18 protein-coding genes and 1 riboswitch are annotated in these 23828 nt (G+C 63.7%); of the genes, 12 read left to right on the top strand and 6 right to left on the bottom strand.

Annotated features, from left to right (window positions below; all coding sequences use genetic code 11):
* Window positions 1-34: 34 nt before the first annotated feature.
* Together tilS and ftsH are read left to right on the top strand one after the other, a co-directional pair.
* A complete protein-coding gene (gene tilS, locus NKH60_RS16580; RefSeq protein WP_352471195.1) occupies window positions 35-1471 on the top strand; it encodes a tRNA lysidine(34) synthetase TilS in 1437 nt (478 codons plus the stop codon).
* A 106-nt stretch (window positions 1472-1577) separates the two neighbouring features.
* Window positions 1578-3503 (top strand): ATP-dependent zinc metalloprotease FtsH, encoded by a 1926-nt coding sequence (gene ftsH, locus NKH60_RS16575; protein WP_023677989.1) that lies wholly within the window; start codon window positions 1578-1580, stop codon window positions 3501-3503.
* A 529-nt stretch (window positions 3504-4032) separates the two neighbouring features.
* On the opposite strand, the gene NKH60_RS16570 is transcribed toward ftsH, so the two are convergent.
* Window positions 4033-4695: a hypothetical protein gene (locus NKH60_RS16570; protein ID WP_502893708.1), complete on the bottom strand. Its 663-nt coding sequence runs from the start codon at window positions 4693-4695 to the stop codon at window positions 4033-4035.
* A gap of 873 nt (window positions 4696-5568) precedes the next feature.
* Here NKH60_RS16570 and glmM point away from each other — a divergent pair.
* The 5 genes from glmM to serA all read left to right on the top strand — a co-directional run bounded on the left by glmM (window position 5569) and on the right by serA (window position 12111).
* Window positions 5569-6921: a phosphoglucosamine mutase gene (gene glmM, locus NKH60_RS16565; protein ID WP_352471193.1), complete on the top strand. Its 1353-nt coding sequence runs from the start codon at window positions 5569-5571 to the stop codon at window positions 6919-6921.
* A 226-nt stretch (window positions 6922-7147) separates the two neighbouring features.
* Window positions 7148-7987, top strand: a complete 840-nt coding sequence (locus tag NKH60_RS16560; protein WP_352814908.1) for an outer membrane protein — start codon at window positions 7148-7150, stop codon at window positions 7985-7987.
* Between the two features lie 234 nt (window positions 7988-8221).
* Complete coding sequence (locus NKH60_RS16555) at window positions 8222-8971, top strand: outer membrane protein (RefSeq protein ID WP_352613401.1); 750 nt, start codon at window positions 8222-8224, stop codon at window positions 8969-8971.
* A gap of 182 nt (window positions 8972-9153) precedes the next feature.
* On the top strand, window positions 9154-10329 hold the full coding sequence (locus NKH60_RS16550; RefSeq protein WP_352872729.1) for a phosphoserine transaminase: 1176 nt from the start codon (window positions 9154-9156) through the stop codon (window positions 10327-10329).
* 183 nt (window positions 10330-10512) lie between these two features.
* Window positions 10513-12111: a phosphoglycerate dehydrogenase gene (gene serA / locus NKH60_RS16545; RefSeq protein ID WP_352814911.1), complete on the top strand. Its 1599-nt coding sequence runs from the start codon at window positions 10513-10515 to the stop codon at window positions 12109-12111.
* A 59-nt stretch (window positions 12112-12170) separates the two neighbouring features.
* Here serA and NKH60_RS16540 read toward each other — a convergent pair whose 3' ends face one another.
* Window positions 12171-13073: a DMT family transporter gene (locus NKH60_RS16540; protein WP_352454884.1), complete on the bottom strand. Its 903-nt coding sequence runs from the start codon at window positions 13071-13073 to the stop codon at window positions 12171-12173.
* 321 nt (window positions 13074-13394) lie between these two features.
* On the opposite strand from NKH60_RS16540, the gene NKH60_RS16535 reads away from it, so the two are divergent.
* Together NKH60_RS16535 and NKH60_RS16530 are read left to right on the top strand one after the other, a co-directional pair.
* Window positions 13395-14693, top strand: coding sequence for an adenylosuccinate synthase (locus NKH60_RS16535; RefSeq protein WP_352831340.1), 1299 nt, complete (start codon window positions 13395-13397; stop codon window positions 14691-14693).
* A 73-nt stretch (window positions 14694-14766) separates the two neighbouring features.
* A complete protein-coding gene (locus NKH60_RS16530; protein ID WP_352831342.1) occupies window positions 14767-16452 on the top strand; it encodes a hypothetical protein in 1686 nt (561 codons plus the stop codon).
* 33 nt (window positions 16453-16485) lie between these two features.
* On the opposite strand, the gene NKH60_RS16525 is transcribed toward NKH60_RS16530, so the two are convergent.
* The 4 genes from NKH60_RS16525 to NKH60_RS16510 all read right to left on the bottom strand — a co-directional run bounded on the left by NKH60_RS16525 (window position 16486) and on the right by NKH60_RS16510 (window position 19584).
* Window positions 16486-16785 (bottom strand): CcdB family protein, encoded by a 300-nt coding sequence (locus tag NKH60_RS16525; protein WP_352450813.1) that lies wholly within the window; start codon window positions 16783-16785, stop codon window positions 16486-16488.
* Window positions 16785-17027 (bottom strand): type II toxin-antitoxin system CcdA family antitoxin, encoded by a 243-nt coding sequence (locus NKH60_RS16520; protein WP_254816484.1) that lies wholly within the window; start codon window positions 17025-17027, stop codon window positions 16785-16787. The genes NKH60_RS16525 and NKH60_RS16520 overlap by 1 nt, the downstream gene beginning before the upstream one ends.
* A 76-nt stretch (window positions 17028-17103) precedes the next feature.
* Window positions 17104-18924, bottom strand: coding sequence for an ABC-F family ATP-binding cassette domain-containing protein (locus NKH60_RS16515; protein WP_352831344.1), 1821 nt, complete (start codon window positions 18922-18924; stop codon window positions 17104-17106).
* A gap of 15 nt (window positions 18925-18939) precedes the next feature.
* Window positions 18940-19584, bottom strand: a complete 645-nt coding sequence (locus tag NKH60_RS16510) for a thiamine diphosphokinase (RefSeq protein WP_352831346.1) — start codon at window positions 19582-19584, stop codon at window positions 18940-18942.
* A 127-nt stretch (window positions 19585-19711) separates the two neighbouring features.
* Window positions 19712-19826: riboswitch (TPP riboswitch) on the top strand.
* A gap of 43 nt (window positions 19827-19869) precedes the next feature.
* Between NKH60_RS16510 and thiB the strand changes: the two genes are divergently transcribed.
* From thiB to thiQ, 3 genes are all read left to right on the top strand, one after another.
* Complete coding sequence (gene thiB / locus NKH60_RS16505; protein ID WP_352817678.1) at window positions 19870-20883, top strand: thiamine ABC transporter substrate binding subunit; 1014 nt, start codon at window positions 19870-19872, stop codon at window positions 20881-20883.
* Between the two features lie 488 nt (window positions 20884-21371).
* Entirely contained in the window at window positions 21372-22991 is a 1620-nt protein-coding gene (gene thiP, locus NKH60_RS16500) for a thiamine/thiamine pyrophosphate ABC transporter permease (protein WP_352831348.1), read from the top strand.
* Window positions 22988-23779 (top strand): thiamine ABC transporter ATP-binding protein, encoded by a 792-nt coding sequence (thiQ, locus tag NKH60_RS16495; protein ID WP_352831350.1) that lies wholly within the window; start codon window positions 22988-22990, stop codon window positions 23777-23779. The genes thiP and thiQ overlap by 4 nt, the downstream gene beginning before the upstream one ends.
* Window positions 23780-23828 lie beyond the last annotated feature (49 nt).

The following is a 23828-nucleotide window of genomic DNA, read 5'->3' as shown; positions in this document are numbered from 1 at the left end:
GCCGCAAAACCGGGCCCACGCTTGGGCGACATGCATGACGCTCGACAGCGAGCCTGACCTTTCGGATTTTTCGCGGATCGACTTTTCCAACGGCGCTGTTGCGGCCGTGTCCGGCGGCAGCGACTCGACCGCCCTTCTCCTCCTCCTCAAAGCCCATCTCGATCGTAACGCCCCGGCAACGAAATTGCTGGCGGTAACGATCGATCATCAATTGCGGCCGCAAGCGGCAGCGGAAGCGCAAGCCGTGGCCAGGCTGTGCGCGGCGCGCGGCATTGCCCATCGCATCCTCGCCTGGTCGGGGCACAAACCATCGACCGGCCTGCCCGCCGCCGCGCGCGAAGCCCGCTACCGGCTGCTCGCCGAGGCCGCCGAAGCGGCAGGCATCGGCCTGATCCTGACCGGCCACACCGCCGACGACCAGGCCGAGACCGTGCTGATGCGGCAAGCACGTGACGACGGGCCAGGTGAGGAGAGGCCGCGCGACGAAGCGCGGGGCCTTGCCGGCATGGCGCCGGCAACCCTCTACGAGTGGCGGCACTGGATCGTGCGGCCGCTGCTCCGCGTGCGGCGTGCTGAGCTGCGCGAATTCCTGCGGCGTGAACAGGTTGCCTGGATCGAAGATCCGACCAATGCCGACACCGCTTTCGAGCGGCCGCGCGTCCGCGCAGCACTTGCCGAAGGCGATGGTACGCCTAGCGTGGCTGAAGCGATAGCGCTGGCCAGCAAGGCGGCGGTCGAGCGTGAGCAGCTGGGACATCGCGCGGCCATGCTGATCCACAGCTTGGCCTCCAGGCCGGCCGCCGGCCTCGTCCGGCTCGATCGGGATTTTGCGACGGCCGCCGACAGCCGGTCGGCCATTTATGCGCTGCGCATCCTGCTGGCGGCGACCGGCGGCACCGCCTTTCTTCCCGACCAGGCCCGCAGCGAAGCCCTTTTCGGCCGGTTCCGCACCGGGCCGCTTTGTGCCACATTGTCGCGGACCGTGATCGATGCCCGGCGTACCGGCATCTTTCTGCACCGCGAATTGCGCGATCTGCCGCCCGCTGTTGCGGTTTCCGGCAATGCCCTGTGGGACGGCCGCAGACGGATCACATTGGGCGACAGTCCAGGTGCATTGTTGATGATCGCGCCGCTGTTGATAGCACCGCTCGGGGCGGCTCTTGCCGCAAAGCGGGCAATTGCCGGGCATGGCACGCCGGCAAGCCTTGTGCGTGCCGCCTTGGCCGCCGAGCCGGCGCTCTGGCGGGATGGCGAATGCCTTGGTTTGCTGGGGGAAGGCCCGGGTTTGCCCGGGGAAGGCCCGATGCCGGCGGCTGTCGCCGCATATCCGGCAGTCGCGCCCTTCGCCCGTTTCCTGCCGTCCTTCGATCTGGCGCCGGCCGATGCCGTCGCCGCGTTGCTTGGCGCGGCGCCCGTTCCAGCCGTGCCGTTCGGCGGCCACAATGCCGGCCTACCACGGGCGAAAGCTTAACCGAGACCTGCTGTTATGCTTGGCAATGGGAGACGCTCTCCCTATGTTAGGGCCAAGTTTCCTCTCACGACGCGTGTCCGCCCAGCGGGCGCCAACGGGACAATTGATGAATCCGAATTATCGCAACCTCGCGCTCTGGGCGATCATAGCGGTCCTGCTCATCGCTCTCTTCAATCTTTTCCAGACGCCGCAGACGCGTGGAGCCTCGAGCGATGTTCCCTATTCGCAGTTCCTGCAGGAAGTCGCGGCGGGACGGATCAAGTCGGTGACCATCGCCGGCGCCCGTATCTCCGGCAATTACACGGACAGTTCCAACGGCTTCCAGACCTATTCGCCTGGGGACCCGTCACTGGTTTCGCGGCTGCAGGACAAGAACGTCACCATCAACGCGCGTCCTGAATCCGACGGCTCCAATTCGCTGTTCGGCACCCTGATCTCCTGGCTGCCGATGATCCTCATCCTCGGCGTCTGGATATTCTTCATGCGCCAGATGCAGTCCGGTTCCGGCCGCGCCATGGGCTTCGGCAAGTCGAAGGCCAAGCTTTTGACCGAAGCACATGGCCGCGTCACCTTCCAGGACGTCGCCGGCGTCGACGAAGCCAAGGAAGATCTGGAAGAGATCGTCGAGTTCCTGCGCGACCCGCAGAAATTCCAGCGGCTCGGCGGCAAGATCCCGCGCGGTGTGCTGCTCGTCGGTCCTCCTGGAACCGGCAAGACGCTGCTCGCCCGCTCGGTCGCGGGTGAAGCCAACGTGCCGTTCTTCACCATTTCGGGCTCGGACTTCGTCGAGATGTTCGTCGGCGTCGGCGCAAGCCGCGTTCGCGACATGTTCGACCAGGCCAAGAAGAACGCGCCTTGCATCATCTTCATCGACGAAATCGACGCGGTCGGCCGCCATCGCGGCGCCGGCCTGGGCGGCGGCAATGATGAACGCGAGCAGACGCTGAACCAGCTGCTGGTCGAGATGGATGGCTTCGAATCCAACGAAAGCATCATCCTGATCGCCGCCACCAACCGGCCAGACGTGCTCGATCCGGCGCTGCTGAGGCCGGGCCGCTTCGACCGCCAGGTGGTGGTGCCGAACCCCGACATCGTCGGCCGCGAGAAGATCCTGAAGGTGCATGTGCGCAACGTGCCGCTGGCGCCCAATGTCGACCTCAAGGTGATCGCGCGCGGCACGCCGGGCTTTTCCGGCGCCGATCTGATGAACCTGGTCAACGAGTCCGCCCTGATGGCGGCGCGGCGCAACAAGCGCCTCGTCACCATGGCCGAATTCGAGGACGCCAAGGACAAGATCATGATGGGCGCCGAGCGCCGCTCGTCGGCGATGACACAGGCCGAGAAGGAGCTGACCGCCTATCACGAGGCTGGTCATGCCATCCTGGCGCTCAACGTGCCGTCGGCCGATCCGCTGCACAAGGCGACCATCATTCCGCGCGGCCGGGCACTCGGCATGGTCATGCAGCTGCCGGAAGGCGACCGCTATTCGATGAGCTACAAATACATGATCTCGCGCCTCGCCATCATGATGGGCGGCCGTGTCGCCGAGGAGTTCAAGTTCGGCAAGGAGAACATCACCTCCGGCGCCTCCTCCGATATCGAGCAGGCGACCAAGCTGGCGCGTGCCATGGTGACGCGCTGGGGCTTCTCCGACAAGCTCGGCCATGTCGCCTATGGCGACAACCAGGAGGAGGTGTTCCTCGGCCATTCGGTGGCGCGCACGCAGAACATCTCGGAAGAGACGGCGCAAATCATCGACGCCGAAGTGCGCCGGCTGATCGACGAGGCCTATTCGACGGCAAGGTCTATCCTGACCAAGAAAAAGAAGGAATGGATCGCGCTGGCGCAGGGCCTGCTCGAATACGAGACGCTGTCCGGCGAGGAGATCAAGCAGCTGATCGCCGGCAATAAGCCCGCGCGCGACCTTGGCGACGACACGCCGCCGAGCCGCGGCTCGGCCGTGCCGAAGTCCGGCCGCCGCAAGAAAGGCCCCGAGCCCGAAGGCGGCATGGAACCTCAGCCGTCAAGCTAGGCTCCGGCCCGGCACAGATCGACTTCGAAACGCCGCGGCTCTAACCGCGGCGTTTTCTCTTGGGGAATGCGACCCTTCCTGCATCGCAGGAAATTGGCGAAAGTGACGATGACGGCCAATCTCCCGCCTCGCGGGGGGATGTCCGGCAGGACAGAGAGAGGCGCGAAGGAATGGAGCCTTCTATCGGCCTCGTTGACGACTTCGGGAAGATCGACAAGGCGCGCCGGAGAATGAAGCTCGCATTTTTTGCCGGCGGCGCCACATTTTGTTCTTGCTTTGTGCCGGCAGCTATGCTATCAATTTGGGTGTGGTGCCAATTGGCGCTGAATGACCCGCCCGCCGAGGCGGGTTTTCTGCTTCTGGCTATGAGAGTTCCGGTGGTGCCGAGATCGATGTCGGCCGGACAGAGCCAAGAAACACGATCTGACAGTTGGTTCGACCTCGGAAGGCCCTCTCACTTGTTCGGCAGCAACAAAAAGCCCGCGAACCTTGCGGCTCGCGGGCTCATGTCGTCGGATGGTGGCGCCGGTCAGCTCTTCAGCTTGGCGTTGCAGAGGCTGTAGAAGCCGCCGCCCTTCTGGATCCACCTGAGGCCGCCCAGCGTGTTGGCGTCCTTGTTGGCGTAGTAGAGGTCGAGACAGGTGTGCATGCGGCCCTTGGCCGGGGTCTCGGTTGCATACTTCTTGGAGATCGCCGTCGGGAATTTCACGCCCTGGGGGGCGGTGATGGTCGGCGGTTGCGGATCGCCGGTGTATTTGGCATCGGGAGCCGGCAGGGTGTCGTCGTCGGCTGCGCCGGCGCCGCATTGGCTCTTGCGGAAGTCGTTCCACTTCATGCCGTTCAGCGTGTTGCCGGCCTTGGCAGCCTGATATTTGGCGCTGCAATCCGCCATGCTGACGCCTTTGCCGGTATCGGTCGCGGCGGCTGTCGTCGCCTTGGCAGGTGCCGCGGCGGGTTGTGCGGCTGCACTTGCGCCGGCGGCGCATTCACTCTTGCGGAAGTCGTTCCACTTCATGCCGTTGAGCGTGCCGGCAGCCTTGGCGGCCTGGTATTTGGTGCTGCATTCCTTGGCCGTCAGCCCAGGCGCTGCGTCATCGCTGCTGGCCGCCGCTGCTTTGGTCTTGGCGGCGGGTTGTGCGGCTGCCGTCGCGCCGGCGGCGCACTGGGTCTTGCGGAAATCGTTCCACTTCATGCCGTTGAGCGTGCCGGCAGCCTTGGCGGCCTGGTATTTGGTGCTGCACTCCTTCGCCGTCAGGCCCGGCGCCGCATCGTCGGCGGCGGCTGCCTTGGTCGTGTCGGCAGCCTTGGCCGTGGCTTTGGCTGGCGCGGGTTCGGTTGTAGCGGCGGAAGCATCGGTGCCGCATTGGGCCTTGCGGAACTGGTTCCAGTTCTGCCCGCCAAGCGTTCCCGCGTCCTTGGCCGTGTTATACTTGGTGCTGCACTCGGCCATGGTCAGCGCGCTGGCAGGCGCCGCCAGGAATAAGGTCGCGACGGCAAGACCCGTCAAAGTGGCGAGTCGGTGGATGAGCATGCGTTTTCTCCCTGCGGCGGTTCATGATATGTCCCAGTGCAGCAATAGCGCTCAACGGCTGGTTGCGCCAGATGCTAAGTAGCGTAGAGACAAATTTAGAAGTGCATTCTTTTCTTTAAGGTGATGAATTCGTTGCCGGGACCGTCTCCCCGCCAAGTTCGTCCGGGTGCATTGCACGGAGCGCGCGCCTATGGCTGGTTCCCAGCGAGGACACTGCGTCGAATGACAGCCAGTCAAATCGGCGGCTGCGGCGGACCTGAGCCACCGCTGTCTGGAGCAGCACGATGCGGATTCGGGTTCAAGGCCACACTGCCACAGCCCAAAGGAACCAGATGAGGTTTGAGTTGACGTTTCTGATGCTGCTACCGCAACAAGGGCTCGGAACTTGAAAATCAACACACTAGCGTGACGTAAAACACACAAAACAACAATTTTCTAAGGATTGGTCGTCCATAATCATACAATGTGATGACGGGGCTTGGGCCATTTTATGGCATGAGATGCTCGGAAAGAACCATCGGGAAGCTGGCGAACATGGCAGGACATTATTTCGGTACGGACGGCATTCGTGGGCGCGCCAACAAGTTTCCAATGACGGCGGAGGTCGCCATGCGGGTCGGCATGGCCGCCGGCCTCTCGTTCCAGCGCGGCAGCCACCGCCACCGCGTCGTGCTCGGCAAGGATACCAGGCTTTCCGGCTACATGATCGAGAACGCCATGGTGTCGGGCCTGTGCGCCGCCGGCATGGATGTCTTCCTGCTCGGCCCGATCCCGACGCCGGCTGTTGCCATGCTGGTGCGCTCGCTGCGCGCCGATATCGGCGTGATGATCTCTGCCTCGCACAACCCCTATTACGACAACGGCATCAAGCTGTTCGGCCCCGATGGCTACAAGCTGTCCGATGAGATCGAGGAGCGTATCGAGGGGATGCTCGACAAGGATATCGAACTGGCGCTCGCCGATTCCGATGGGCTCGGCCGCGCCAAACGCGTCGACGGCGTGCATGACCGCTATATCGAATTCGCCAAGCGCACGCTGCCGCGCTCGATGTCGCTGTCGGGCCTGCGCATCGTCGTCGATTGCGCCAATGGCGCCGCCTACAAGGTGGCGCCCGACGCGCTGTGGGAACTCGGCGCCGAGGTCGTTGCCATCAATGTCGAGCCCAACGGCTTCAACATCAACAAGGAATGCGGCTCGACTCATCCGGCCGGTCTGCAAAAGAAGGTGCACGAGGTGCGCGCCGATATCGGCATTGCTCTCGACGGCGATGCCGACCGTGTCGTCATTGTCGACGAGAACGGCGCGATCGTCGATGGCGACCAGATCATGGCGCTGATCGCCGAATCCTGGCAGCAGAGCGGACGGCTGGCCGGCGGCGGCGTCGTCTCGACGGTGATGTCCAATCTCGGCCTCGAACGCTTCCTCGGCGACATGAACCTGCAGTTGCATCGCACCAAGGTCGGTGACCGCTATGTCGTCGAGCACATGCGTGCCCATGGACTCAATGTCGGCGGCGAACAGTCGGGCCACATCGTGCTGTCCGATTTCTCGACCACCGGCGACGGCCTCGTCTCGGCGCTCCAAGTGCTCGCCTGCATCAAGCGGCATAACCGACCGGTCAGCGAACTGTCGAAGAAATTCGAGCCGGTGCCGCAGCTTTTGAAGAATGTGCATATTTCCGGCGGCAAGCCGCTGGAGGAGGCGCCGGTCAAGGCGGCGATCGAAGATGCGCGCAATCGCCTCGGCAAGGCCGGGCGCCTGGTCATCCGGCCATCCGGCACGGAGCCGCTCATCCGCGTCATGGCGGAGGGCGACGACCCGCAGCTTGTCGAGTCCGTGGTCAACGACATCGTCGAGGTCATTTCGGAAACGCGTAGCGCCGCCTGATCTCCCTCCAACATCGGTTCAAAAGCCCGCCTTGCCGGCGGGCTTTTTTATTGGGTCGCGGCCAGCTCCGCCTGCAGCAACGGCCGCCAGATTGCTCCACTTTTAGAGATTCGTGGTTAATCAATACGGTTAAACGCCTTTTAACCTTTCCGATTCATTATCCACAACTGAGGTCAATCACATTTCGGGCGCGTTCGCCGTTCGAGGGTTCTCAGGGGTGATAAGCATGTTCAACACAGCTAGAATGGCTCTTCTGGCCGCGCTGTTTGCCGGCGTCGGACCGGCATTCGCCGCCGATTTCGTCGAGCCGCCCGTCGTCGAGGAGGCACCGCCACCGGTTGCCTATGAGCAGCCGGCCGAATTCGGCGGCTGGTATATCCGCGGCGACATCGACTATCACTGGTCGAAGTTTCGTGGTGGCGAGTACATCACCTACGGTGTGGCGCCCCAGAATCCCGGCAAGTTCGATACAGGCAAGCTGGATGGCGCCTTCTCGGCCGGCGGCGGTGTTGGTTACCAGATCGACGAGCATTTCCGCACCGATCTCACCCTGGACTGGATGAGCAAGTCCAAATTCCGCGGCTCGACCAACGGCTTCTGCGGCCCACAGCAAACGCCTTGCACGTCCGTCGATACCTCGTCCTATTCGGCGCTGCTGCTCTTGGCCAACGCCTATGTCGATATCGGCACCTGGCATGGGATCACGCCTTACGTCGGCGCCGGCATCGGCGGTGCCTGGGTCAAGTGGGATGAACTGCACAACGTGGACAGCGACGGTTCATTTGATCATGCCGGTGGCAAGGGCTGGCGGTTTGCCTATGCTGCCATGGCGGGCGCATCCTACTGCCTGACTGACCGCGTCAAACTAGATGTCGGCTACCGCTTCAGCCACATCAACGGCGGTAAGATGTTCGACTATGCCTCCCTCCCCAATGTCGGCCCCGGCTATGACAAAGGTATCAACGTTCACGAAGTGCGCGGCGGCCTGCGCTACCAGTTCGGCAGGTCGGACTGTGCGCCGCCGGAGCCTTACGTCCCGGAACCCGAGCCCGTCTACACGAAGTAGTCGCTTCGAAATCGAGGAATTCGTCGACCGCCCGGCTGATGCCGGGCGGTTTCGTTTGGCTGCCTAAAGATGCTGCGTTGCCCTGTAACACCGTCCGGCTCGAGGAGCGAAAACGGATCAAATCAATTGCTAACGCCTTGTTATCCTTAACCCGCACTTAACCACTATGGTTAACAATGCTGTCTGAAACGGCGCGCGCGATCGCGAATGCGCCAAGTTCGGGAGCCGAGGACCATGACATTCAAATCGCCTATAGCACTGGCGCTTGCAGCAGTCGTCCTGGTGCCGCTGACGCCGGCGCTTGGCGCCGATTACGAACCGCCGGTCTATGTCGACCAGGCGCCCGACTATGTACCGGTCGAGGTTGGCTCGGGATGGTATCTGCGCGGCGATGTCTCCTATCTGGTGCAGAAGAGCTTCAAGGATGAGCATTTCGCCTTTACACCCGCGAGCTTCGACGAAAAGGAAGATCCCATCTTCGCCAGCATCGGCTTCGGCTACCATTTCAACGACTATCTGCGCGCCGATCTCAATGTCGGCTATCTTCCCGGCAACAAGATCGACGTCGGCTATAACGACGGAACGACCGTGGCATCGGCGACCCTGAAGAACTATGCCTTCTCAGGCATACTCAACGGCTATGTCGACCTTGGCACCTATGTCGGAATCACACCTTATCTCGGCGCCGGTGTCGGTGTCGTGCAGAGCAAGCGTCGCCTGTCGGCGAGCTACTTCACCGACAACGCCGACCCCACCGACGATTTCGTCCGGCGTGACAACAAGACCCAGTACTCCTTCGCCTACACGCTGAATGCCGGGCTTGCGTACCAAGTGTCCAAGAACGTCTCGGTCGATCTGGGCTATCAGTATTTTTCCGCGCCAGACGCCGAATATGTGACTGCCGAGAGTCTGACTTCTTTTCCGATCCGCAAAGGGATCAACAATCATCAAGTCAAAGTCGGACTACGCTACGATCTCTGGTAGGCTCGATCGAAGCCGAGGCGTTGACAATGGCGGGTCGCAGGCCCGCCGTTTGCGTTTCGCCCCCGGCAATATCCTGACAGCGACAAAAACTTTCCCCTTGACGCCGAAAGTCTGAACGCATATCGCCATCCGTGGGCCACCCCTCCCCAACGAGGGGCCACTATCTGGAAGGATAGACCACGATGACCACGCATGCGAAGCCCGGATTCCGTCCGGCAAATCCCAATTTTTCCTCAGGTCCCTGTGCAAAACGCCCCGGCTGGTCGGTCGAGGCGCTCAAAAATGCCGCGCTCGGGCGCTCGCACCGCGCCAAGATCGGCAAGACCAAGCTCGAACAAGCGATCGAGCTGACCCGGGAAATCCTCCAGGTTCCGGCGGATTACCGCATCGGCATCGTGCCGGCCTCGGATACCGGCGCGGTCGAAATGGCGCTGTGGTCGCTGCTCGGCGAACGCGGCGTCGACATGGTCGCCTGGGAGAGCTTCGGCTCCGGCTGGGTCACCGATGTGGTCAAGCAGCTGAGGCTCGCCGATGTTCGCAGGTTAGAGGCGGACTACGGCGCACTGCCGGACCTGACCAGAATCGACTTCGACCGCGACGTGGTCTTCACCTGGAACGGCACGACGTCGGGTGTGCGCGTGCCGAACGGCGATTTCATCCCGGCCACCCGCGAGGGCCTGACCATCTGCGACGCGACTTCGGCGGCCTTTGCGCAACAGCTCGATTTCAGGAAGCTCGACGTCGTCACCTTCTCCTGGCAGAAGGTGCTGGGCGGTGAGGGCGCGCACGGAATGCTGATCCTCAGCCCGCGCGCCGTCGAACGCCTGGAAAGCTACAAGCCGGCCTGGCCGTTGCCGAAAATCTTCCGCCTCACCTCGGGCGGCAAGCTGATCGAAGGCATCTTCAAGGGCGAGACTATCAACACGCCGTCGATGCTGTGCGTCGAGGACTATCTCGACGCGCTGCGTTGGGCGAAGTCGATCGGCGGCCTCGACGCGCTGGTCACCAGAGCGGATGCCAATGCCGCTGTTCTCGATCGCTTTGTCAGAAAATCTTCCTGGCTCGGCCATCTTGCCGTAGACCCGGCGACGCGTTCGAACACGTCGGTCTGCCTTTCCTTCACCGACCGGCAAGTCGCTGCACTCGACGCCGATGGACAGGCTGCGTTCGCCAAGGCAATTGTCTCGGCGCTCGACAAGGAAGGCGTCGCCTACGACATTGGTGCCTACCGCGATGCACCGCCCGGCCTGCGCATCTGGTGCGGCGCGACAGTCGAGACCTCCGATCTCGAAGCGTTGCTGCCCTGGCTCGACTGGGCCTTTGCGGCGCAAAAGGCGTCGCTCAAAGCGGCGGCCTGACTCCCTCCCCCTCGAGGGGAGGGTGGCCCGAAGGGCCGGGTGGGGTCGCCTCCACCCGTTCAACGATCCGCCATCCAGAAAGAAAAAGATTTGGCCGCATCCGGCCGCAACGACCCCACCCCGGCGCTTCGCGCCGACCCTCCCCTCAAGGGGGAGGGACGCCAATCGCAAAGGACCAAGCCAATGCCCCGCGTTCTCGTCTCAGACAAACTTTCCACCACCGCCGTGCAGATCTTCAGGGATCGCGGCATCGAGGTCGACTATTTGCCGGATCTCGGCAAGGACAAGGAAAAACTGCTCGAAGTGATCGGCCAGTATGATGGGCTGGCCATCCGCTCGGCGACAAAGGTCACGGAGAAGCTGATCAATGCTGCGACCAGGCTGAAGGTCGTGGGCCGCGCCGGCATCGGCGTCGACAATGTCGACATACCGGCGGCGAGCCGCAAGGGCATCATCGTGATGAACACGCCCTTCGGCAATTCGATCACCACCGCCGAGCATGCCGTCGCCATGATCTTCGCGCTGGCCCGCCAGATACCGGAGGCCAACGCCTCGACGCATGCCGGCAAATGGGAAAAGAACCGCTTCATGGGTGTCGAGATCACCGGCAAGACGCTGGGCATCATCGGCTGCGGCAATATCGGTTCGATCGTCGCTACGCGCGGCGTCGGCCTGAAGATGCATGTCATCGCCTTCGATCCATTCCTGTCGGACAGCCGCGCCGAGGAGCTCGGCGTCGAAAAGGTCGAGCTCGACGAGCTGTTCGCCCGCGCCGACTTCATCACGCTGCATACGCCACTGACGGACAAGACGCGCAACATCATCGACGCCGCGGCGATCGCCAAGATGAAGACCGGCGTGCGTATCATCAACTGCGCCCGTGGCGGGCTGATCGTCGAGGCCGACCTGATCGCGGCGCTGAAGAGCGGCAAGGTGGCCGGCGCCGGCATCGACGTGTTCGAGGTCGAACCGGCGGAGAGCAACGCACTGTTCGGCATGGAGAACGTGGTGGCAACGCCGCATCTGGGGGCCTCGACGATGGAGGCGCAGGAGAATGTCGCGCTGCAGGTCGCCGAGCAGATGTCGGACTATCTGATCAAGGGCGCCGTTTCCAATGCCATCAACATGCCATCGATCACCGCCGAGGAAGCGCCGCGGCTGAAACCTTTCGTCAAGCTCGCTGAAGTGCTCGGCGCCTTTGTTGGCCAGGTCACCGAGGATCCGATCAAGGAGGTCGAGATCCTGTTCGACGGCTCGACCGCGACGATGAACACGCGGGCGCTGATCAGCGCCACTCTTGCCGGGCTGATCCGGCCGCAGGTCGCCGACGTCAACATGGTGTCGGCGCCGATCATGGTGAAGGAGCGCGGCATCATCGTCGCCGAGGTCAAGCGCGACAAGTCGGGCGTGTTCGACGGCTATATCAAGCTGACGGTCAAGACCGAGCACAGGACGCGCTCGATCGCCGGCACGTGTTTTTCGGACGGCAAGCCGCGCTTCATCCAGATCAAGGGCATCAATCTCGACGCCGAGGTTGGCCAGCACATGCTCTACACGACCAATGCCGACGCGCCCGGCATCATCGGTCTGCTCGGCACGGTGTGCGGCGAGAACGGCGTCAACATCGCCAATTTCCAGCTCGGCCGCAACCGGCCGGGCGGTGATGCCATCGCATTGCTCTATCTCGATGCGCCATTCCCGGAAAACGTGTTGGCGCAGGTGCGCTCGCACAAGTCGATCGACTCTGCCAAGCGGCTGCATTTCGATGTTGGGATAGCCTGAAATTCGGTCGCCCCGTGTGCAGCAGCACGCGGGGCGGTGGAACGTCGCGGCAAGCGACTTCATTCAGCAGCGGATGCCGCCATCTTCCGTCCGCTGTATTCGGCGAGGCTGATGCCACCGAGCACCAGCGCGAGAGCCAGCGCCTGATAGAGCTGGAATGTCTCGCCGACAATCAGCACCGATAGCAGCGTGCCGAAGATCGGCACCAGATTGATGAACAGGCCGGCGCGGTTGGCGCCGATCAGCTCATTGCCCCTGATATAGAAGATCTGCGAGATGACCGAAGCACCGATGGCGGTATAGAACGCGACCGCCCAGCCGCGGGCATCGGGGACGATGACTTTGCCGGCGGCAATCTCCCACAGGAAGAAAGGCAGCGATGTGACGAGTGCGGCAACCGACAGCGCCAGCATCAGGCTCTGCCAGCGGATGACCGGCTTCAGCCGCAACCCCACCGAATAGAAGGAGTAGCAAAGCACGGCGACCAGCATGATCGCGTCGCCAAAGTTGAGATCCAGCTTGAGAAGCTGGCGCAGGTCGCCATGGCTCGCCGTCACCGCGACGCCAATGATGGTCAGCACGACGCCAGCGATCTGCACCCGGTTCACCCGCAGGCGAAACAGCACGAAATTGGCGATGATGATCACGATCGGTATCGCCGCCTGCTCGATCGAGACGTTGATCGCCGTGGTGTAGTTGAGCGCCGTGTAGAAGATCGCATTGAAAAAGGCGAAGCCGCAAGCGCCGAGCCCGCCAAGCAGCAACCAATGCCTGCGCACCACCGGCCAGTCTTGGCGTAGCGTTCCCCAGCCGATCGGCAGCAGAATCAGAACCGCCAGCAGCCAACGCAGGAAGACCAGCGTCATCGGCGAGATATGACCGACCGCCAGCTTTCCCGCCACAGAGTTGCCGCCCCACAGCAAGGTGGTGAACAGCAGGAACAGATAGGCGGCTCGATGCATCGTGAACTCCCGGCCAGGCAGAGGGAATTTGACGGTCGGTGTGGGCCTATTGCGACCGCCAGCCCAAGTAAATGATGTCAAAGGCGAAAATTGTTGTGCCTCGGAGCGTTTTGGGCGGCAAAGAGTGGTCGCGCTCGCCGGGTCTTGACGCTATAGAACGACGTGCGTGCAATTGGACGCTACAAAGTACGCGTCGGAAGGCTTTAATCCTCGCGTCGTGCTTTCCGAAAATCGATTCCGATTTTGGGGGCCGATGCGATAGAGGCCTGTCGTTTCGAACTGTTTCAAGCTGCTCGTGCGGCGTCTCAAGGGAAAAGAAATATGGCCAATGTGGTGGTCGTCGGCTCGCAATGGGGCGATGAGGGCAAAGGCAAGATCGTAGACTGGCTGTCGGAGCGCGCCGATGTTGTCGTGCGCTTCCAGGGCGGCCACAATGCCGGCCATACGCTGGTCGTCGACGGCAAGGTCTACAAGCTGTCGCTGCTGCCGTCCGGCGTGGTGCGGCAAGGCAAGCTGTCCATCATCGGCAATGGCGTCGTCTTCGATCCGCACGCTTTCGTCGCGGAGGTTGCGAAATTGAAGGCGCAGGGCGTCGAGGTGACGCCAGACCGCCTGAAAATAGCCGAAAACACCGCGCTTATCCTGTCCTTGCACCGGGAGCTGGATGGATTTCGCGAGGACGCCGCTTCCAATTCCGGAACGAAGATCGGCACGACCCGTCGCGGCATCGGTCCCGCCTATGAAGACAAGGTGGGCCGGCGCGCGGTCAGGGTGATGGATTTGGCGGATTTGGAAACGCTGCCCTTGAAGGTCGACAGGCTGCTGACGCACCACAATGCGCTGCGGCGCGGGCTCGGCCATGCCGAGGTCACGCACGAGGCGATCATGAGCGAGCTGATCTCGGTGGCCGACGAGATCCTGCCCTATATGGACCGCGTCTGGAAAATCCTCGACGACAAGCGCCGCGCCGGCGAGCGCATCCTGTTCGAGGGCGCGCAAGGGACGTTGCTCGACATCGACCACGGCACCTATCCGTTCGTCACCTCGTCCAATACGGTTGCCGGCCAGGCCGCCGCCGGGTCGGGTGTCGGGCCGGGCGCCATCGGTTATGTACTCGGCATCACCAAGGCCTATACGACGCGCGTCGGCGAAGGCCCGTTTCCAACCGAACAGAAGAACGAGATCGGCGAGTTCCTGGGCACGCGCGGCCATGAATTCGGCGTCGTCACCGGCCGCAAGCGCCGCTGCGGCTGGTTCGATGCCGTGCTGGTCCGCCAGGCCGTCGCCGTCAACGGCATCAAGGGCATTGCGCTGACCAAGCTCGATGTGCTCGATGGGCTGGACGAGATCAAGGTCTGTACCGGCTACCGACTCGACGGCGAGGCGATCGATTACCTGCCGGCCAGCCAGGGTGCGCAGGCCCGCGTCGAACCGGTCTACGAGACGCTGGAGGGGTGGAAAGGCACCACTGCCGGCGCGCGCAGCTGGAACGACCTGCCGGCCAAGGCGGTGAAGTACGTCCGCTACATCGAGGAGCTGATCGGCGCGCCGGTCGCACTCCTTTCCACCAGCCCTGAGCGGGACGACACGATACTTGTGACCGATCCGTTTCAAGACTAGTTTCTCAGCCTTTCCGGGCATTGCGGCTGATTTGCGGGGGCCGGCCCAGAAACAAATGCAGGTCGACTGACGTATGGTAGATTTTGTTCCTATTCTGAAAAAGGCGCTCGATAAACTCGGTGAGCCGTCGGCGGAAGTGCGCGCCAGGGTCTATGACAGGGCCCGTTCGTCAATCGCGAAACAACTCGCAGAGAAGGCCACGATGACGCCTTCCGATGTCGACCGGCAGATGCGTGCACTGGAAGACGCCATCGCCAAAGTCGAGCGGGACTATGCCAAGCCTGCGCCGCCACCCGACCCGCTGGCGGAACTGGAGGACATCTTCTCCTCCATCGACCGCAACAAGAACCAGTCCAGCCATATCCGACAGCCGGCAAAGACGGAGCCGGCATGGCAGCCGGCCAAGACCGAGCCGGCAAAGACGGAGCCAGCAAAGACTGGGCCGGCCTGGCAGCCCACGCCCGCTAAGGCGGCGCCGAACTGGCAAAAGCCGCAGCCCGTCGCTCTTTCTCAGGAGCGCGCTGGTCCGCCGCCGTCCGATATGGAACTTCCGACGGCTGACGGCCAAGACGGCGTTTTTCCGGGCGACGACTTTTCCAACGACGGCGGCCCCGCGGAGGACAGGTTCCAGCGGCTCTATCCTGCGGAGCGCAGGCGCAGCTATGGCGGTGTGATCGCCGCCGCCATTGCCTTGCTCGTCATTGCCGGTGGTGGCTATGGCATCTGGCTGAACAAGGATGCGTTCGGCAGCATGCTCGGCCTCGACTCGACCACAGCCGTCGCCACCGAACCGCTGGTAAAACCAGCCCCGGCCAAGCCGGTGGCCGATGCGGCCGTACCGGCCGCCGCGCCTCCGACGGATGCCGGCGAGGGCGCGAAGTTCACGCAGCGCCTGACGCCCGAGGGGCACGAAGTCGATCCCGGCCCCGCGGCCGGGCAGGCGGGCATCGGCGAAGGCGAATCCGTCGCCGCACTGACCACGCCGCCATCGGCCGCACAAGCGCCGACCACCCCGGCACCGGCCGCGCCGGCTCCGGCCGCACCCGCCGACACGCAAGCCACGGCCAATGCTCCAGCAGTCGATGGGTCCGCTGCACCAACTCCCGCAACGCCGCCCGCCAACGGGGCAGCAGCGCCTGCAGCGGCCGCCCCGCCGCCAGCACCGGCAGCGGCACCAACGGCAGTTCCGCCGCAAGCCACGTTGGCCGTCGGCCAGAAGGCGATCTTCTACGAGGAGCGCACCAGCACCGCTCAAGGCTCGGCCGAGCCCGGCAACATCGTCTGGTCGCTGGTGCAGGAATCGCCCGGCGGCGACCTGCCGCCCGAGCCGGCGATCCGCGCCGAGGCGACCATTCCAGGCAAGGATATCCAGTTGCGCATGACGATCCGTCGCAACACCGACCAGACGCTGCCGGCCAGCCATATTATCGAGATGATCTTCCTGACGCCTGACGGCTTCGAGGGCGGCGGCGTCGACAACATCCTGCGTGTCGCCATGAAGGGCTCCGAGCAGGATGCCGGAAGCCCGCTGATCGGCATCCCGGCCAAGATCGCCGACGGTTTCTTCCTGGTTGCGCTCAACGATACCAAGGCGGATGAAGACGCCAATCTGACCTTGCTCAGAGGTCAGGACTGGATCGACGTGCCGGTCGTCTACAAGACCGGGCGGCGGGCGCTGCTCACCATGGAAAAGGGCATTCCAGGCGAGAAGGTGTTCGACGAGGCGCTTAAGGCCTGGCAGACTAAGACGGCGGGGTGAAGACGGTCCGCCACCCCGAAGCTCCCCAGCAGTTCAGAAGCCCTGGAACAGCATATCGAGCGCGGCCACGATCTCGTCGTGATGCCTCGTCAGATTCAGTCGGCTCTCGCCCAGTTCCGTCGCCGCAACCGTGGCGATCAAATGGGTGGCCATGACCAATTTCCGACCATTGATCTCGAAAATCGGATGGAGCTTTCGCATTGGTGATGGCGCCATCGCAGCCGGCAGAAGCGGGACGACCACCCGGGTCTTGAAATGGTCTAGCAGATCGGCCTGGACGTCGAGGAGATAGCCGCCTTCGATGCTACCCGCGAAGACGTCGTAGCGCGCCATCAGAATTGCCGATGTTCTGCCAGCGGAATACCGTGTTTTTCGACATATTCGTTCCAGGCATCTATCGTCGCGCGGTTCTCAAGCTTCCACAGCCGCGTCTTTTCGGCGGCCACGGCCTCGGCGATGCCGGCTTCAGCGGCGCGCGAGACATTCACATCGAGCCCCTTGGCTTCCTTCATGAGCTTTGAGTCGATCGACAGATTTGCCGGCTGGCGAACCGCATTCACAGCTATCTTGCGCATGATCACCTCCGCAGTATGCGCATAATATATGCGCATTCCTCTCTAGTCGCAATGACAAGATGCTTGAACTCGTGAATTACCCCTCCATCTCCTCGCGCAGCATTTCCAGTTCCAGCCATTCCTCCTCGAGCGCTGCCAGTGTGACGCGCTCCTTGTCGAGCGCGGCAATCGTCTTCTGGAACGAGGCCGGATCGCGCTCGTAATAGGCCGGATCGGCGATGTTGTTCTCCAGCCGCGAGATCGAGGCCGACACCGCCTCGATCTTCTTGGGCAGCGATTCCAGCGCGAATTTCTGCTTGAACGACAGTTTCTTGGCCGGGCCCTTCGGTGCGGCCGCTTCGTTCCTGCTTGCCGCCGTCGCGTCGCCCGTCTCGGCCTTTGGTCGCGCCTTGCGGTCGTCCAGTCTGGTGCCGCCGCGCTGCGCCAGCATGTCGGAATAGCCGCCGGCATATTCGATCCAGCGGCCGTCACCATCCGGCGCGATGATGCTGGTCACGGTGCGGTCGAGGAAATCGCGATCGTGGCTGACCAGGATCACCGTGCCGGCAAAGCCGGCGACCAATTCCTGCAGCAGCTCCAGCGTCTCCATGTCGAGGTCGTTGGTCGGCTCGTCGAGCACAAGCAGGTTTGCCGGCCGCGCCAAAACGCGGGCGAGGATCAGCCGCGCCCGCTCGCCGCCCGAAAGCTCGCGCACCGGCGTGCGCGCCTGTTCCGGCTTGAACAGGAAGTCTTTCATGTAAGAGACGACGTGGCGCTGCTCGCCATTGATGACGAGGTTCTCGCCGCGCCCGTCGGTGAGATACTGCGCCAATGTCTCCTGCGGGTCGACGGCTTCGCGCTTCTGGTCGAGCGTGGCGATCTCCAGATTTGTGCCGAGCCGCACCGTGCCCGCGTCCGGCTTCAATTCGCCGGTCAGCATCTTCAACAGCGTCGTCTTGCCGGCGCCGTTCGGCCCGACCAGACCGACGCGATCGCCGCGCTGGATTCGGGTCGAGAATCCCTTGACCACGGTCAGATCGCCAAAGGTCTTCTCGATGTTCTTGGCTTCGATCACCAGCTTGCCGGATTCGGCGGCGTCGCTGGCTGTCATCGTCGCCGCACCCTCGGCGCCGCGATGACCACGAAAGCGCTGGCGCATGGTCTGCAACTCACCGAGCCGGCGCATGTTGCGCTTGCGCCGCGCTGTCACGCCATAGCGCAGCCAGTGCTCCTCGCGCACGATCTGGCGACCGAGCTTGTGCTGCTCGCGCTCTTCCTCCTCCAGCACCGTGTCGCGCCATTCCTCGAAATAGCCAAAGCCCTTGTCGAGACGGCGGGTCTGGCCGCGGTCGAGCCAGATTGTGGCGCGTGACACGCGCTCGAGAAAACGGCGGTCATGCGAGATGACGACCAGTGCCGAGGAGGTGCGGGCAAGCTCCTCCTCCAGCCATTCGATGACCGAAAGGTCAAGATGATTGGTCGGCTCATCGAGGAGGAGAATGTCGGGCTCCGGCGCCATGACGCGGGCGAGGGCGGCGCGCCGCGCCTCGCCGCCGGAAAGGTCGTTCGGCCGTTCCTCGCCGGTCAGGCCGAGATGCTCCATCAGATAGGTGGCGCGGTAGGGATCGTCGGCGGGCCCGAGCCCCGCCTCGACATAGGCGCGGACGGTCGCAAAACCGTCCATGTCGGGCATTTGCGGCAAGTAGCGCACGGTTGCCGAGGGCTGGCGGAAGACTTCGCCATCCTGCGGTTCGATCAGCCCGGCGGCGATCTTGAGGAGCGTCGACTTACCAGAGCCGTTGCGGCCGACCAGGGCGATCTTGTCGCCAGCCGAGGCCGTCAGGGCGGCACCGTCGAGCAACGGCGTGCCGCCAAAGGTCAGCTTTATCCCGTCGAGATTGAGAAGCGGCGGCGCCATATCAGCTTTCTGGGCTCAGCTTTCCGGAAGAGGGTAGGGATGCGCGAGCAGCAGCGCCCGGCCGCTGGCCAGCGCGATTTCCAGCCGGCCCCTGACCTCGTTGGAAATGGTCAGCGACGAGCCGAACGCAACCTCGACATGGTCGAGCGGCCATTTGGCGCCGGTGACTGTCAGGCCGGCGAGATCGGAGAAGCCGAGCACCGAAAACAGCGTGCCGTCGGCATAGTCGAAGCCAGTCTTTCCAGGCAGCAAAGGAATGCCTTCCTGTGCGCCGCTGGTCAAAAGCACTTCCGTTCCGCCTTCCGCCAGCCGGACGCTCAGCGCCAGATGCAGGAAGATGTGGTCGGTACGTTTGCCGCCGAAGGCGCCTGCGAGCACAAGGCTTGTCGCACCGCGTTCGAGCGCGGCGGCGATAGCGAGTTCACCGTCGGTCTTGTCTTTTTCGGCAGGAAATACCTGCCGTGGCACGGCGGCCAGATCCTCCGGCAACTCGGCAGGCACGGAATCGAAATCGCCGACCCAGAGTTCCGGCCTCAGGCCCAGCATGCGGGCATGACCGATGCCGGCGTCGGCGGCGATGACGCGCGAGCCTTCGACCTGGCGGTCGAGCAGCGGTGTGCGGATGAGATCGCCGCCAAGCAGGATGGTGAATGTGCTCATATCTCGTGGCCCTTACCAGCCCTGCCCCGGAAACGGAAGATGAAACGGCAGACGAAACGGAAGGCTGGGCTTTGGATGCCCGGCAAACTTCCGCTTGCGCAGCACTTCGGCCGGGCCTATGTGTCGCAACGCTCTAACGGGGTGCCGGACGCGATTTTCGCGGACCGGCTGAGAGGCAAGACTGCCAACCCGCTGAACCTGATCCGGTTTGTACCGGCGGAGGGATTAGACGTTTCGGACAGCCCGACGCCTCAATTCCTTTCAACGCGAACGAAGGAGGCGCCGATGCGCAGTTTTTTCCACTCTCTTGTCTCAATTGTCCTGCTTGCGGCATCCGCGGTCGCCCTGCCGGGGCAGGCATCGGCACAGGATAGACTGACGGTCTATACCTATGAAAGCTTCACCGCCGATTGGGGTCCGGGACCGGCGGTGAAGAAGGCCTTCGAGGTCGAATGCAGCTGCGTCGTCGAATTCGTCTCGGTCGCCGACGGCGTGGCGCTGCTCAACCGTGTGAAGCTGGAAGGCGCCGCGACCAAGGCCGATATCGTACTTGGCCTCGATACCAACTTAACCGCCGACGCCAAGGCAACCGGCCTGTTTTCGCCGCACGGCGCCGTCTCGGGCGTCAATGTACCGGGCGGCTGGAGCGACGATATTTTCGTGCCGTTCGACTATGGCTATTTCGCCGTCGTCTACGACACCGAAAAACTGAAGAGCCCGCCGAAGAGCCTCAGGGAATTGGTCGAGGGCGATGCCGGAGAGAAGATCGTCATCCAGGATCCGCGCACCTCGACGCCGGGCCTTGGCCTGCTGCTGTGGGTCAAGTCGGTCTATGGCGACAAGGCGCCGGAAGCCTGGGCCAAACTCAAGGCGAAGGTGCTGACGGTAACGCCGGGCTGGAGCGAGGCCTACGGCCTGTTCACCAAGGGCGAGGCGCCGATGGTGCTGTCCTACACGACCTCGCCGGCCTACCACATGGTCGCCGAAAACACCGAGCGCTACCAGGCGGCGTCCTTCGAGGAGGGCGAATATCTGCAGATCGAGGTTGCGGGGATCACCACCAAGGGCGCGAAGAACCCGCTGGCGGAAAAGTTCATTGCCTTCATGACCGGACCGAAATTCCAGGATGTCATTCCCGAAACCAACTGGATGTTCCCGGCCGGCAAAACCGACAAGCCGCTCAACCCGGCGTTCGACAAGCTGGTCAAGCCGACCAAGACCTTGCTGTTCAGCCCGGAAGACGTCGCGGCCAACCGCAAGGCCTGGGTCGATGAGTGGCTTGCGGCGATGAGCAGGTAGGGCTCAAGCCTCGTCGGATGTTTGCGCCAAGCCACCCCCCTCCGGCCTGCCGGCCATCTCCCCCTCAAGGGCACGGCTATCGCAGATGGAACGCCGAGGCTTTCGCTCTACGACGTACCCCCACCCCTAACCCCTCCCCACAAGGGGGAGGGAGACTTCCGTTGGCACTGACCTCGGCAAATTGTCTGCCTTTCGGCGCCAAAAGGGGAAGTAAGGGCATGCGGCAGCGTTCCCTCCCCCTTGTGGGGAGGGTTAGGGTGGGGGTCCAACTTCGTAAGAATCCAAATGCGATAGCCCTGCCCTCAAGGGGGAGATCGGCAGCTTTGTCGCCTCTCCTCGTCCTGCCACTTGTGAGATTGGCGAAGGCGGCTGAGTGCGCAATCTCCCCCCTTGAGGGGGAGATGGCCGGCAGGCCAGAGAGGGGTGGGCTCGGCCTTTGCCAGGTATTTCCTTCGATCTACGCCTGTCGTAGTGTCGGGTAGCGCGACATGCCTACGCGTCATCCGGCCGATCCCCGCGTCACTGCCGGCATCGTCGCGCTCGCCGCCATCGCGCTGCTGATCGGCGGTGCATTCGCCGGGCTCGTCGTCGAAGCCACACGCGACCTGTCCGGCGCCGCCTCCGCTTTCGATTCCTATCTCTTGCGCGTCGTCCGTTTCACGCTCTGGCAGGGTCTGCTGTCGACCCTGCTCTCCGTTGCACCGGCGCTGTTCGTCGCGCGCGCCCTGTCGCGGCATCCGCGTTTTTTCGGGCGAGGCTTCATCCTCCAGCTTTTCGCCGTGCCACTGGCGCTGCCGGCCATTGTTGCCGCACTCGGTGTCTTGGCGCTCTATGGCCGCGCCGGCTATTTTGCCGGCACGCTGGGCGCGCTAGGCGGCCAGAGCTGGCCCGGCATCTATGGCCTGTCGGGCATACTCGTTGCGCATGTCTTCTTCAACCTGCCGCTGGCGACGCGGCTGTTCCTGGAGGCGTTGCAGACCGTGCCGGCTAACCAATGGCGGCTGGCGAGCCAGCTTGGCATGGGTGCTGCGCCGGCCTTCCGGCTGATCGAATGGCCGCCGCTGCGTGCGGCCTTGCCGGGCGTTGCCGGGCTCGTTTTCATGCTGTGCATCACCTCCTTCACCATCGTGCTTACGCTCGGCGGCGGGCCGCGCGCGACGACGCTCGAGGTTGCCATCTACCAGGCGCTGCGTTTCGACTTCGACCCGGCGCGGGCTGTGACGCTGACCCTGCTGCAGATTGCCCTGACCTTCGTCGTCGTGCTGGCACTGACGCGGCTTGGCGCCAATATGACCGGCGACGCCAATCTGCCGGTGGCGCCGCGCCGGTATTTTTCAGCCGGTGCGGCCGAGACCGTGCTGAACGCGCTGGCGATCGGGCTCGCACTGCTGTTTGTCGCCGGGCCGATGGCGGCCACGCTGGCAGCCGGGCTTGGCGCCGATCTCGGCCGCCTGGCCGGCGAGAGCGCGGTGCGGCAAGCGACGGCGACCAGTGCCGTGCTCTCCCTCCTGTCGGCGCTGCTCTCTGTGGCGTTGTCGCTGTCGCTGGTGATGGCGCGCCGGGCGCTGGCGCTCACCCGGCGGAGCGGCAGGAGGACGCTGCTCGAACACCTGGCCGACACCGGTGCGGGGTTCGTCCTGGTGGTGCCGCCCATCGTCATCGGTGCCGGCTGGTTCTTGCTCCTGCGCACCGTCGGCGATGTCTTTGCGATCGCCCCTGTCATCGTCGTTGCGGTCAATGCGGTGATGGCGATGCCGTTCGCCATCCGCGCCATCCGCCCTGCCTATGACGCGGCGAGCGAACGCCACGAACGGCTCTGCGCACAGCTTGGCATCTCGGGCTGGAACCGGTTGCGGCTGGTCGATTGGCCGTCGCTGCGGCGGCCGCTCGCCACCGGCTTCGCGTTCGCCATGGCGCTGTCGCTCGGCGATCTCGGCGTCATTGCGCTGTTCGGCAGCGATTCCGTGCAGACCTTGCCCTATCTGTTGCTGGCGCGCATGGGCAGTTACCGCACCGAGGATGCCGCCGGCCTGGCGCTGCTGCTCGGCCTTGTCTGCCTGGCGCTGGTGTTGGCCGCGGACTGGCTGGGAAGGAGGGAGAAATCATGATGCCGATAAGCCCGGAACGGTCCATTTCGGTGGAAAAAGGCGCGGCCGTGCGGCTCGATAATGTCTCGTTCAGCTATGGTGAAACGCCGCTTATATTCGATGTCGATTTCCCGGTGTCGGAAATCACCGCCATCATGGGGCCGAGCGGTTCGGGAAAGTCGACGCTGCTCAATCTGGTGGCCGGTTTCGAGACGCCGCGGTCGGGCCGCGTGCTGATCGGCGGCGCCGACGTCAGCACTGCGCCGCCATCAGCGCGGCCGGTATCGATGGTGTTCCAGGAAAACAACCTGTTTGCCCATCTGTCGGTCGAGCAGAATGTCGGGCTCGGCCGCTCGCCTTCGCTCAGGCTGAGCGAGGCTGACCGCGCCGCAATCGCCGCAGCGCTGAGGCGCGTCGGTCTTGCCGGCAAGGAAAGCCGGCTGCCGCGCGAACTCTCCGGCGGCGAGCGGCAGCGCGTCGCGCTCGCCCGGGTCCTGGTGCGCGACCGGCCGGTGCTGTTGCTCGACGAGCCGTTCGCTTCGCTCGGACCGGCACTGCGCGATGACATGCTCGATCTGGTAGCCGACGTTCATTCGGAGCAGCGCATGACGGTGCTATTCGTCACGCACCAGCCGGACGATGCGCGCCGTATCGGCCAAAACATGGTTTTCCTGGATGGTGGCACGGTTGCCGCGACCGGCACCGCCGCCGATTTTTTCGTCGGGGCTGGACCGGAGGCATTCCGACGCTATATCGGCTCGGGTCCGTTTGCGGCTGGATCACGAGATGTTGCCCGGAAGCGGACATAATTTATGGTCAAACCGGCGGAAGGCGAAGCGGCGCTTGCTTGCCATGGTC

Origin of the sequence: Mesorhizobium sp. M1006 (assembly GCF_040318825.1) — a bacterium.
Taxonomy (GTDB): domain Bacteria; phylum Pseudomonadota; class Alphaproteobacteria; order Rhizobiales; family Rhizobiaceae; genus Mesorhizobium.
This window is presented reverse-complemented; position numbering and strand designations above follow the sequence as displayed.